Raw genomic sequence first — 13098 nt, 5'->3', positions numbered from 1 at the left:
CATTGGATTCGTGAACCTCAATTAAAAATAGTCACAGTTATGGTAATTAAGGATGAACAGGGAAATATTAGATACTAAATTCAGTAATGACAAAAAGAACAGATGATGTAACACTTGGATGGGTGTGATGGAAGTTGCTTACAGTCATTTGCGTGAAGACATTAATTGATTTGATGGAAATTTTGCGTACTCTACTATCTTTACTTGCTATCTACGAAGAAAAAAGAGTTTTTGCCCGTAAAAACTAAGAAAAATCTTTCTTTTAGCAAGCACAGACCAGATAATTCCGGAAAATCGCCAAATTTACACGAAAAATAAAACGTTCCCGATGAAGCCTTGTTAGTGGAACTAGAATTTCATTAGAGGTATTTATGCCACACGACTTCAGCACTCAATCAACAACTCACTCTGTCAATAACCACTCCGGGGGTTCAACAACCTATGCTAACAATCTCATAGGTTTTTCTATCATTTCCTTTCCTCTGTTTCTCGTACTAGGAATAATTACTTATAAAAAGTATCGTGCTGCTGTTTTCCGCCGACGAATTGCTACCTTAGAAAAACTTTGGTTAATAGATATTAAAAATAGTACTTATAGACAAGACTGAACACAGGAGATAACAGCGTTCCTTCTGGTTTAATCAAGCCAGGTATTTAAGGCTAGGGTATAGGGCAATAACTTTGAGTTAAGGTTATTTGCAGGATTTTTCGGTATGTAGAGAATAGCACTTGCTAGTCTCTACATACGCTCTATACTAGTTACAATTCTTACAACTGTCTTACTAGAGGCTGACCATCTTTCACTTCGCCTACTAGCACCACATCTGTACAATTGACGAAGATGCCGTTTTCTAACACACCAGGAATATTATTCAGTGTTTTTTCTAGATTCACTGGGTCATCAATTGTAGTAAATTTTACATCTATAACCATGTTGCCTTGGTCAGTGATGACTGGACCAGCTTTTTTTACGCCCATGCGGAGTTCTGGTTGACCACCAAGTTTTTCAATTGCCCGTGTTACAGGGGTAACAGCCATTGGTATGACTTCTACTGGGACTGCAAAAACAGAACCAAGTCGGTCAACTAATTTGCCGCTATCTACGACAACGATGAATCGGTTGGCTAAGTAATCTACGACTTTTTCGCGGGTATGTGCTGCACCACCACCTTTAATCAAATTCTTTTGCGGATCAACTTCATCCGCACCATCAATAGCGATGTCGATGTGGTCAATAGCGTCTAGGGTGGTGAGTGGAATGCCGTACTGCTTCGCCAACACTTCTGCTTGAAACGAGGTAGGGACACCAACAATATCTTTAAGTTCGCCCGACTTGAGGCGATCGCCTATAAATTGAATTGCGTATGCTGTCGTTGACCCCGTACCCAACCCAACAATAGAACCTGATTGTACCAGGGCGGCGGCGGCTTTGCCGACTTCTTGCTTCATCAACTTCACGGGGTCTGCTGCTACGGTCATTCCCAACGCTCCTCTTCTTTCATCTATGACATGGCACTTTTTGCGCCAGCTATAAGTCCATATTAGTGGTCAGGTGGCATCACCTGATAAGGTTTATAAAATGATGATTGCGATATACGCAGATAATCTTGGTTGCATCTATATTTATTCATCTGCATTTTTAATTACAAATCATTGCTGTTTTGTCAAGTCAAAGTAGCTTTCAAAAAAAATGGTGGGAATCATGCATAAGCTTTTGGGGACTCTTTCATTAGTGGCACTATTGCAATTTTTTCCCAACATAGTCCATGCTCAAGAAAAACCCAGGATTCAAGAATCATCCAACTCAATTGGAAAAGTCGTTGCTGCCAAAGTGATGACTAACTACCCAGATGGACAGTTTTATCCAGAACGTTTGCTTAGTCGCTCAGAATTAGCTTCCATTATGGTGAAAGCATTTCAACTAGATAAACGACAAGCTGTCACTAAAGAGAATATAAAAGTTGCAGATGTCCCTCCCTCCAATCCAGCGTTTAATGATGTGCAGATAGTCTTAAAAACCGAGATTATGAAAGGCTATCGCGGAAATTTATTTTTCCCCAATCAAAGAGTCACCAGGGCAGAAGCTTTGGCAATATTTGCCCAAGCATATGGAGTTTTTCAGTTTCCAGATGCAAGTGTCAATGAAATTCTTGCCCCATATCCAGATGCAGCGTCTATTCCTGCTTGGGCAAAAAAAGCGATCGCCACAGTAGCGAGTGAGGGATTTGTGAATACAGATGCACAAGGCAATCTTTCCCCCTTACAACCAATGACTCGTGGAGATATGGCTGATGTATTGAGTAAATATTTGCAAAGACAACAGCCACAACCCGAAACACCGGAAGTGCCTCGTGGTAACAATAGCCCAGAGTCTTCTCGACAATAAGGCACATACATCTTGGGATACCTTAGTAGTTAGGAATAAATTTTGAGGTGTAAAAGTTTTTCTATTGACTCTTGGTATTACCGTGTTCCTGCTTCAATAAATAAATGTCAAATTAGTATGAAGCGCCTCTTCACCTGAGCATGGGAAAATCAAAAATACAAAAAGAAGAGAGGAAAACCCTTATAGTATGCACTTGAGTGAAATCACCCATCCCAACCAGTTGCACGGTTTATCGATTCGACAACTGCAACAAATTGCCCGTCAGATTCGGGATAAACATCTCCAAACCGTAGCAGCCACCGGGGGACACCTGGGGCCGGGATTGGGTGTTGTAGAGTTGACGCTAGGGCTTTACCAAACCTTGGATTTAGATCATGATAAAGTCATTTGGGATGTAGGACATCAGGCATACCCTCACAAACTGATTACAGGGCGCTATAGTTGCTTCGATACTTTGCGGCAAAAAGACGGAATAGCTGGTTATCTCAAGCGCTGTGAAAGCAAGTTTGACCACTTTGGTGCAGGACACGCTTCCACGAGTATCTCTGCGGCATTGGGCATGGCTTTAGCGCGGGATATGCAAGGGGACAAATTTAAAGTTGTTGCCATCATCGGCGATGGTGCGCTTACTGGCGGTATGGCATTAGAAGCGATTAATCATGCTGGACATATGCCCAAAACTAACCTGCTGGTTGTCCTCAACGATAACGAGATGTCTATATCTCCTAACGTTGGTGCGATTCCCCGCTACCTTAACAAAATCCGCCTGAGTCCGCCAGTACAGTTTCTTACCGATAACTTCGAGGAACAGTTCAAGCAAATTCCTTTCGTCGGAGAATCCCTTTCTCCCGAACTGGGACGTATCAAAGAAGGGATGAAGCGTTTAGCTGTTCCGAAAGTAGGGGCGGTGTTTGAAGAACTCGGCTTTACTTACATCGGACCTGTGGACGGGCATAATCTAGAGGAATTGATTGTTACCTTCCAGCAGGCGCATCAAATACCAGGACCAGTTTTGGTACACGTCGCAACAGTGAAGGGCAAAGGCTATGACATAGCCGAACAAGACAAAGTTGGCTATCACGCCCAAAATCCCTTCAACCTGACAACTGGCAAAGCCGTCCCCTCCAATACACCCAAACCCCCCGGCTACAGTAAAGTTTTTGCCCACACCTTGGTCAAACTTGCCGAACAAAACCCCAAAATTGTTGGTATTACTGCTGCAATGGCAACGGGGACAGGGTTAGATAAATTACAAGCCAAGCTGCCCGATCAATATATTGATGTAGGCATTGCCGAACAACACGCCGTCACCCTCTCCGCCGGGCTAGCCTCTGAAGGTATGCGTCCTGTGGTTGCTATCTACTCTACCTTCTTGCAACGCGCCTACGACCAAATCATTCACGATGTCTGTATCCAAAACCTACCCGTGTTCTTCTGTCTGGACAGGGCGGGAATTGTTGGGGCTGATGGTCCTACTCATCAAGGAATGTACGACATTGCCTATCTGCGTTGCATTCCCAACATGGTACTGATGGCACCCAAAGATGAAGCGGAACTGCAACGGATGGTTGTGACTGGCGTACACCATACCACAGGACCGATCGCCATGCGCTTCCCTCGTGGTAACGGCTACGGCGTCCCCCTCATGGAAGAAGGCTGGGAACCCTTAGAAATTGGCAAAGGAGAAATTCTCCGCCACGGTGATGATGTGTTGATGGTAGGCTATGGTACAATAATACATTCGGCATTGCAAGCTGCTGAAATTCTCAGTGAACATGGCATTGAAGCCACCGTGATTAATGCCCGTTTTGCCAAACCTCTGGATACAGAATTAATTTTCCCATTGGCGAAGAAAATAGGGCGCGTTGTCACCTTGGAAGAAGGTTGTGTCATGGGGGGCTTTGGTTCAGCAGTTGCAGAAGCGCTGTTGGATGCTGACATAGTCGTTCCCATTAAGCGCATTGGTGTGCCAGATATATTAGTGGAGCATGCCCAACCAAATGAATCTAAGGCTGAATTAGGTTTGACTAGTCCTCAGATAGCCCAAAGCGTTTTGCAAGCTTTCTTTAAGCAAGAACTTTCTGCGGTGGGCTAAATTTCAAATGAAATGGCACGCTTTATTAATTCCAAAATGACGTAGGCTGGGTTGAGTCATGAAACCCAGCTCCTGCTACTTTTTGGGTTTTCGTCTAGTTATGCCTAGTTACTACTCTAGAAACCCGGTTTTTTAGACAACCGGGTTTCTTAGTACAGCTTTGGATGAATTCGTGACGTTTTAATTTGTAGTAAGTGCTTTAGCACTCTTCGTGCTGACTACGAACGATATACATCATCTTCATTTCGTTACCAACTTTTGCAATCCTGTACTAAGTCTATTTTTGAAGGTGGAGTTATATCTAAAGAACAGGCTTGGTGTCTGAAGTGGGAAACATCTGCCATAAGTCAACGTCTGACATAAACAGAGATATTAACTAGTGAACAACTTATTATTAAGGAGTGTTTAACAGTCAGACAACTCACAACACAAACACAAAGTTACGGTAAGATTCTTTTTCAAGTTGACCTACAAACAAACAAGACTCTGAACCCACTGCGTGGTCAGCTGCTTTGCGTGGGTCTACTATCAGTGTTCTCCAATAAAGAGAACAAGTTTTGGGTAAGATAAAAGAGCTATCTTTTCTGCGTCGCAGACACTGAAAGCTTCTCATACCCAAAGGAGATTTCTCAATGCTGACTTTAAAAATCGTTGTTTATATAGTTGTTGCCTTCTTCGTCGGTCTCTTTTTCTTTGGATTTTTGTCAAATGACCCAGCTCGTAACCCCGGTCGTCGGGATCTCGAGTAAAAGCGCGACAAATTATCCGTGACAGCCGGAAGGCGAAAGACACTATAAGCCTACGGACACTAGGACACTAGCCTGGAAACCACTTAAGCCAGTGTCCTCCTTCGGGACGGCTTGCCTAAATTTTATCTAGGCAGAAGGCAAAAGTCGGAAGGCAAAATGTGTGATTTCCTTCCGGCTATTTATTGGCTATTGGTTAGCTTGATTCGTGCTAGAGTATGCTTCATCCAGTTCTGCCGCCCGAACCGCCTCCCATTCTCCAACCTCTACAATCTGCCAATCCCACCCCAGTCGTAAAAACTGACAATAAAACACTGGGGAACAAAGAGAAGTCTGAGGCACAACGGGAAACGCCTCCTCTCCAAACGCCTGGAGAAAAGCTAACTGATAGTAAGTTATTAGTCGCTAAGATTGTCTCTGCACCCAGTGAGCCGGAAATGTTCCCACCGGAATTTTCTCCCCTCACCGCTTCTAAAAGTGCAGCTTCACTGGGTCAGCAGCTTTCAGTTGGTTATCCGCTACAGCAGCTTAAAACCTCTCATCCCGATGATGGTGACAGTACTGCGTCCGCAGAAACATTTGTCACAAAAAAGCAAATTGCTCAAGCAGTTACCAAAATCAAGAACTTATCTCAACAGACGCAACCCGTAGTTGAGACCCAAACACCAAATCAGGGCAACGCCTCAACTGAAAAATCAGGGAGTGATGGTCCAGTACAAATAGAATTCAAGACTCGTAGCCAGACAACTCAACAGCCAACTCCCGCACCTGATGCCCAAAATCAGTCAGCACCTGCGACACCCAGCAACAGCACAATAAAGCAACAAAGTCAACCATCCGGCACAACTGCACCTTCTAACACGCCGCCAGCCACAGAAAGAATTGTGGAAGTCACTTCCGATAGGCAGCAGTATGACGAGCAACGGCAAATTGTCACTGCTGAAGGTAATGTGGTTGTGCGATTTGATGGGGCAGTCGTGGATGCCGATCGCCTGCAAGTCAGTTTGGATAACTTGATTGCAGTGGGAGAAGGAAATGTGGCATTGACACGGGGCGACCAAATCCTACGTGGTCAGCGCTTTACTTATAACCTTGTCCAAGATAGCGGAGAGTTATTTGATGGCAGCGGCGAGATTTTTATACCAACAGCCGGACAGGATTTCTCTTTATTACCCACCGATGTGACAGCTGGAGGAGTCCCTGCGCGTCCTCTAAGCGAGCGGATTACAGAGAATCAACCCTTACAAGCTAGCAGCCCTGGCGGACTGAATATTAACGTAGGTAGTACAGGGGGTGCGAGGAACCTATCTGTGCCAAAACAAGGGGGTCAAATTAGACGGATACGCTTTGAAGCCGGACGAATTGATTTTTATCCCCGAGGCTTGCAAGCTCAGAATGTCCGCCTAACCAACGACCCTTTTTCACCTCCAGAGTTAGAGGTACGGGCAGATAAAGTCACTGTCACGCGAGAGACACCATTGCGCGATCGCATCAAAACAGAGCGACAGCGTTTAGTTTTTGACCAAGGGTTTTCTGTACCTATTCCCAAGGATGAGCAGGTCATTGACCGCAGCGAGCGTCAAGTCACTCCTGGATTATTCACTATCGGTTATGATGGAGATCAGCGAGGCGGCGTGTATCTTGAGCGTAGCTTCAAACCCATTAATACACCAGGGCTATCCTTAAGTGTCACACCTCAGTTTTTTGCTCAAAAAGCAGTACAAGGCGGCACTGGTAATCTCGCATCGGTGTTTGGTGTAAAGTCAAGACTGAATGCGACTTTAAGTCCACGAACCGTACTTGAGGGTTCTGGATTGTTAACAAGTCTAGACTTTGCCGACATAGAAGACAATCTGCGGGCGAGTGTGCGGTTGCGCCAGTTATTAGGTGAGCAAAATCCTCACACGCTGGCACTAGAATATAGCTATCGCGATCGCCTTTACAACGGTACTCTTGGCTTTCAAACCGTCCAAAGTAGTCTTGGCGGTATTGTGACCTCTCCCGTCATTCCTTTAGGCAGCGGCATCAATCTCAGCTATCAGGCTGGTGCTCAGTATATCAATGCCAGAACTGACCGCCAAGACTTGCTGGAAGCAGATCGGGATCATGACCGCATCTCACTCAGCCGTCTACAAGCGAGTGCTGCTCTCAATGGAGGCGTTTTCCTGTGGCAGGGCAAAGGATTACCAGCTACAGCCACAGAGGGATTGCGGTATACAGCAAACCCAGTTGTCCCCTTTGTAAGACTTTTTGGTGGATTGACTGGTACGACCAGCTACTACAGCAGCGGTGATAGCCAAAACATCTTGACTGGTACCATTGGTCTAGAAGGGCAGTTTGGTCATTTCTCTCGATCCGTTTTCGACTATACCGGCTTTAGAATCAGCTACTCTCAAGGTCTAAACAGCGGCTTATCGCCATTCTTATTTGACCGTTATGTAGATAACCGAGTGCTGAGTGCTGAAATTTCACAGCAAATTTATGGCCCATTCCGCTTCGGCTTTCAAACGACAATCAACTTAGACACAGGGGAACGCAGCAGTACAGACTACATTCTGGAATATAGCCGCCGTAGTTATGGAATCGTCTTGCGTTACAATCCCGTGCAGGAATTAGGTGGGATCAGCTTCCGAATTAGTGATTTTAACTGGACTGGCGGCACCGATCCATTTTCCGACCCCTCTGAACTTAAGCCAGTTGTAGGAGGCGTGCGGCAGGAATAGAGAGTAGGGCAAGTCAGAGAAGAAAACTCCCCCTACTTATAGCGGTTTTCAATTGGGTGGAATACATTTAAGAATTAAGGAACCACAGATGGACGAGCCAGCGCCTTGCGGGGGTTCCCCCCGTTGTGGCGACTGGCGTACAGATGCACACAGATAAAGCTGTACTTCATCCGGACGAGAACTGCTATATCTTATTTCTCTCGCAACAGCGCCCATAAAAATTGCACAATGTTCACAAATATCTCTTCTAACCAAAGCATGATACGGTCTAGCCATTCGAGCATTTGCTCTAGAGGATGCTTCTCATAACCTATTGTTTGAGCTTGTGTTTCAATCCAATCTGGCTTTGCCTCAACTTGAGTGCTTTTCCGGTGCTGCGGGTGAAGAGTTTTTCCTTCACTCTCACTTTCAGGCTTAGAAGTCGGGGAGTGGGGAGATGAGGAAAGATGCCAAAATTTGAATTTTGTAAGCGCAAACCGCAAACTCCGCCAAGGCGTAGCGTACCCGTTGGGCAGATTTTGAAGTTTGAATTTTGAATTGATTTGTCTGCTGGTTCTTGCAGAAGAACTGGCGGGGATAGCAGATTTTGTGGGGGATGATGTCACTAACAATTCTTGTTCGTTAACCACCTCTATAACCTGCTGCACTTCACCAAACAAATCGTTCATTGTCAACCAAGAGTCTGCTATGTTCTCGCTTTGCAAATGAGAGCTTTTCGGCAAAGTTGAAGAAGGAGAACGCTGTAGTATTCTGGCAGCTTGTGATTTCCTATTTGAGCCTATATTTGTTGGAGTTGTTTGCTCTAATTTCTTGGTATTGCGCTCTCCAAAAAAGTAATTAATTGCCCCCCAAATTAAAGCCTGAATATTCAATATTTGATTCCTATCAGCAGCTAATGCTTCTTGTTGAGTGGTCAGTTGCTGCTGTTTACCATAGAGAAATATGTTTAGCTGAGTTTGAACAACTTGGAGCAATTGTCCACTCGCGCGAGATATGGGTACTACAGTATGAGATTCTATCTGGGCAACAGCTGCATCCAGTAATGCTAGACCCTGGAAAGGAAAAGGTAAATATTTATACTCAATTTCATTTTCTGTTTTCGAGTCCTGCGGTAAAGCAGGTAGCTTGTTTCCACGACCCGAAGTTAGCTTGTTCAGCAGGCGGTCAATTTCAGGTAATAGTTTTGTGTCGTCTTCTACTTGAGTCAACCGCCAGGAACGCCAGTATTTAGCAACTTCGTCAATAATTCGATTTCGCAATTTTTCTTGCTGCTGGGGTGTCAAAATATCCAGAATTTCATTTTCAGCAGTGACGAGTACCAAATTGCGATTTACCAAAAGTGAAGCAATTCCCTGCACGATAACAGGAGTGGAGGAGTGGGGGAGGGGGGGAGTGCCCGAGTGGAGGATAAAGGGATGGGGAGATGGAAAGATTCTTTTCCCCTTGTCTGCTTGTCTGCTTATCCGCTTGTCCTCCACTTGCAGAGTCACCACTACTTCTAGAATTCGCTCAATGGGACTGTCAGCAGATGGAGGAGTTTCGAGTTGGGAACCAGCCTCGTTTCCTTGTAAATGGAGCCTGCGTTGTTGCTCGCCCGTATGCAGTTGTCTGCCAGCTGAGTTGGTTGCTTTTTGAATCAGCAGATACACTGGGTAAAGTAGAGCCTCTAATGACCAACTGGCGGCGACTTGTAAATGCCGTCTGGTACGATCAAATTGCTCGCCCCAGCGCCGAGATTGCTGGTGGAAAAAATTAAAGAGTCTACTTTGATAACGACCAGGGGTAGCAGAAGGCATGGTAGTGAATTTTTGTTGAGAGCGTTGTTAGCTGTCGGACTCTCACCAAACAATAAATCGAAAGACTGTTGATGATTGTGAGTTTCCTCATCTTAGCGAAATTATGACTCCAGTATCTCAACCCAATACTAAATTCATTTCGGAAGCAATTGAGAAGTTGCGCTCCTATTGTCAAGTCAATATTTCGTCTACTTGGCAATACAGGGAAGCTGACTTGCCTGTTGTTGATGTTAGCACCTGTGAGTTTTCTGATTGGAGCCTTGCCCAATTAAATGCCAAAGGACACATTGCTTGGTCTGGAGGGCAAAAAGTCCTATGGTTGGTGCAAAAATTAGTCATTCCCCAAGATTTACAGGGTTATGCGCTACAGGGTTTGTCTTTGCGACTGGCGCTGGTTTGGTGGGCAGATTCTGCCCAAGTTTATGTAAATGGGAAATTGGCGCTTGAGGGAGATTTGTTTGATTCTTCACCTAGGGTGCTTCTTAGTCCTGCGGTAACACCAGGAGAGGAATTTATCATAGCTTTGCGTTTGGTAAGTCCGGGTCATTGTGATGGTGCTTTGGTAAAGTCACTCCTCATTTATGAGTCTACTGATGAGAACCGACCTGATCCCGGTTTTGTAGCTGATGAGTTGGCTGTTGTGCAGCGCTATTTGGAATCTTTTGAGTCCCAGAAGTTGGATAATTTGGCAGCGGTGGTGGCGGACATTGATTGGGAAACGAACCGCACAGACGCAGAGAAAGCAGAGGAACACAAGGGAGAGTTTGAGAATTTGCTCTTTACTCTTCGCGAAAATCTCCTCGAAATCAATAATTATCTGCGTACATCCGCGTCCATCTGCGGTTCAAAATCTAAAATTTCCCTATTAGGTCATGCTCACCTAGATTTAGCATGGCTGTGGCGTGTAAGTGAAACTTGGCGGGCTGCACAAAGTACTTTTGAATCGGTTCTGAAGCTTCAGCAAGAGTTTCCTGAATTGATTTTCTGTCATTCTTCTCCAGTGCTTTATGCTTGGATTGAACAAAATCGCCCAGATTTATTTGATGCGATTCAACAAGCTGTCAAAACTGGGCGTTGGGAAGTTGTCGGCGGTTTGTGGGTTGAACCAGAACTGAATTTGATTGCGGGTGAATCAATTGTCCGTCAGCTGCTGTACGGTCAGCGCTATGTGTTGGAGAAATTTGGCAAGCTTTCTACTGTGGTATGGGTACCAGATAGTTTCGGTTTTTGTGCAACTTTGCCGCAGTTTTTTGCTAATGCTGGTATTGAGTATTTCGTGACTCAGAAGTTGCGCTGGAATGATACAACTAAGTTTGATTATGGTGCTTTTTGGTGGCGATCGCCTGACGGTAGTGAAGTTTTTAGCCTCATGTCTGCACCCGTTGGTGAAGGGATCGATCCAATCAAAATGGCATCCTTTGCCTGCGAATGGCAAACGCAAACAGGTCTTTGGGACGCCCTCTGGCTCCCTGGTGTAGGCGACCACGGCGGCGGGCCCACCCGTGATATGTTAGAAACCGCCCAACGCTTTTCAAAGTCGCCCTTCTTCCCTCAACTAGAATTCTCGACCGCTGAAAACTATCTACAGCAAATCAAGGCTTCAAGCCATAACCAAGAAGATTCTCCCCCCACTTCCCCCACTTCCTCCTTCCCTATCTGGGAGGACGAACTTTATTTAGAATTTCATCGCGGTTGCTACACGACTCACGGCGACCAAAAACGTTGGAATCGTCGTAGTGAAGGGCTATTGTATCAAGCAGAACTGTTTGCGGCTTTGGCAACGATTAGCTGTCAGGTGACATATCCCAAAGCTGAACTAGAAGCAGCATGGAAAAAGGTTTTATTTAACCAGTTTCACGATATTTTGCCTGGTTCTTCGATTACTCAAGTTTATGTGGATGCGCTTCCAACTTGGCAGGAGGTGGAAAAGGTTGGCAATGAGATATTGCAGCAGTCTTTGAGTTATCTTGCATTCCAAATAAACTTACCAGATCCACCACAACCTAACAGTTTACCTGTTGTCGTTTTCAATTCTCTCAATTGGCAGCGCTCTGAGGTAGTCACTGTCAGTTTACCCTCACCAGCACCTGCTCACCAAGAATGGCAGATTTACGACGTTTCTGGACAAAAGCAGCCTTCCCAGTTGAGTGAAGCATCAACTCTACTATTTTCAGCAAAAGATATTCCACCCGTTGGCTACCGCGTTTTTTGGCTTACTCCCCCCACTTCCCCCACTTCCCCTACTCCCTCTACTTCCGTTGACTGGGTTCTTGAAAATGAATTTCTGCGAGTTGTCGTCAATTCTGAAACTGGAGACTTATCCAGCGTCTTTGACAAAACCCATCAGCGAGAAGTTCTCAGTGGCGCGGGGAATCAACTGCAAGCTTTTAAAGACAGTGGTCAATACTGGGATGCATGGAATATTGACCCTAATTATGCCCAGCATCCCTTACCACCAATGCAGCTTAAATCTCTTGAGTGGCTGGAAACTGGACCAGTACAAAGTCGGGTGCGCGTGGTGCGCCAACTGGGTGAATCTGAGTTTTGCCAAGATTACATCTTGCAAATGCACTCACCAGTTCTCAAAATTGCCACAACTGTTGATTGGCGAGAACGTCAGGTTTTGGTGAAAGCGGCTTTTCCCCTTAACGTAGAAGCTGATTTTGCTACCTATGAAATTCCCTGTGGGGCGATTCGCCGTTCCACTAAACCCAAAACTCCAGCTCAAAAGGCGAAATGGGAAGTCCCGGCTTTGCGTTGGGCAGATTTGACTGACACCGAAAATCAGTACGGGGTCAGCCTCCTAAATGATAGTAAATATGGCTACGACAGCCAACCCAATCAACTACGCTTGACCCTGCTACGCAGTCCTAATTGGCCCGATGCAGAAGCAGACCGAGGATTTCACGAATTTACATATGCCTTGTATCCCCATGCTGGTAGCTGGGAATCAGCCCGTACGGTAAGACACGGCTATGAATTGAATTTACCAATGCAAGTTATACTATTGACTTCCCAACACGAGAAAAGCGATAAGTCTTTACCTCCTGTGGGGAGTTTACTCGATTTATCTGCTGATAATTTGATATTAATGGCGTTTAAGCAAGCGGAAGATGACCCAGCGCAATGGATTCTTCGATGCTACGAATGTCATGGCAAGACAGCCGATTTGCGCGTCCAAAGTGATTTGGGGTTAACTCTGGGAGAGTCGGTAGACTTGTTAGAGCGTTTGCCTACTCCGGAATTCTCATCTAAGCAACAAAACTTTACAATAGAGGCTTGGAAAATCGCCAATTTTAAAGTTTTCTAAAGAGTTCGCAGTTGCGCTTAAGCGCAACTGCCAGCCCCAGTC

General features: G+C 45.4%; 8 protein-coding genes. 6 read left to right on the top strand and 2 right to left on the bottom strand.

Translation table 11 applies throughout. From position 1 onward, the window contains the following. Positions 1-371: 371 nt before the first annotated feature. Positions 372-608: a hypothetical protein gene (locus MAS10914_RS0111800; protein ID WP_017316141.1), complete on the top strand. Its 237-nt coding sequence runs from the start codon at positions 372-374 to the stop codon at positions 606-608. A gap of 160 nt (positions 609-768) precedes the next feature. On the opposite strand, the gene rpiA is transcribed toward MAS10914_RS0111800, so the two are convergent. Next, positions 769-1479 (bottom strand): ribose-5-phosphate isomerase RpiA, encoded by a 711-nt coding sequence (gene rpiA / locus MAS10914_RS0111795; protein ID WP_017316140.1) that lies wholly within the window; start codon positions 1477-1479, stop codon positions 769-771. Between the two features lie 223 nt (positions 1480-1702). Here rpiA and MAS10914_RS0111790 point away from each other — a divergent pair, with 223 nt between their 5' ends. The 4 genes from MAS10914_RS0111790 to MAS10914_RS0111775 all read left to right on the top strand — a co-directional run bounded on the left by MAS10914_RS0111790 (position 1703) and on the right by MAS10914_RS0111775 (position 7950). Further along, the gene (locus MAS10914_RS0111790; protein WP_017316139.1) at positions 1703-2386 is read left to right on the top strand and encodes an S-layer homology domain-containing protein; all 684 of its coding nucleotides are present in this window, start codon (positions 1703-1705) and stop codon (positions 2384-2386) included. Positions 2387-2573: 187 nt separating this feature from the next. Next, on the top strand, positions 2574-4481 hold the full coding sequence (dxs, locus tag MAS10914_RS0111785; RefSeq protein WP_017316138.1) for a 1-deoxy-D-xylulose-5-phosphate synthase: 1908 nt from the start codon (positions 2574-2576) through the stop codon (positions 4479-4481). A 632-nt stretch (positions 4482-5113) separates the two neighbouring features. Next, the gene (locus tag MAS10914_RS32770; protein ID WP_071599824.1) at positions 5114-5230 is read left to right on the top strand and encodes a photosystem II reaction center protein I; all 117 of its coding nucleotides are present in this window, start codon (positions 5114-5116) and stop codon (positions 5228-5230) included. A 215-nt stretch (positions 5231-5445) separates the two neighbouring features. After that, positions 5446-7950 carry a DUF3769 domain-containing protein gene (locus MAS10914_RS0111775; protein WP_017316136.1) on the top strand — a complete coding sequence of 835 codons (2505 nt, stop codon included), beginning with the start codon at positions 5446-5448 and terminating at the stop codon, positions 7948-7950. A gap of 191 nt (positions 7951-8141) precedes the next feature. Here the strand turns inward: MAS10914_RS0111775 and MAS10914_RS0111770 are convergent, their stop codons facing one another. Continuing rightward, the gene (locus MAS10914_RS0111770) at positions 8142-9746 is read right to left on the bottom strand and encodes a hypothetical protein (protein ID WP_017316135.1); all 1605 of its coding nucleotides are present in this window, start codon (positions 9744-9746) and stop codon (positions 8142-8144) included. Between the two features lie 103 nt (positions 9747-9849). Between MAS10914_RS0111770 and MAS10914_RS0111765 the strand changes: the two genes are divergently transcribed. Then, positions 9850-13056 (top strand): alpha-mannosidase, encoded by a 3207-nt coding sequence (locus MAS10914_RS0111765; protein WP_017316134.1) that lies wholly within the window; start codon positions 9850-9852, stop codon positions 13054-13056. The last annotated feature ends 42 nt before the right edge of the window (positions 13057-13098 follow it).

This window comes from Mastigocladopsis repens PCC 10914 (assembly GCF_000315565.1).
Lineage (GTDB): Bacteria > Cyanobacteriota > Cyanobacteriia > Cyanobacteriales > Nostocaceae > Mastigocladopsis > Mastigocladopsis repens.
The sequence above is the reverse complement of the archived record's forward strand: the minus strand, read 5'-3'. Positions and strand labels throughout refer to the sequence as shown.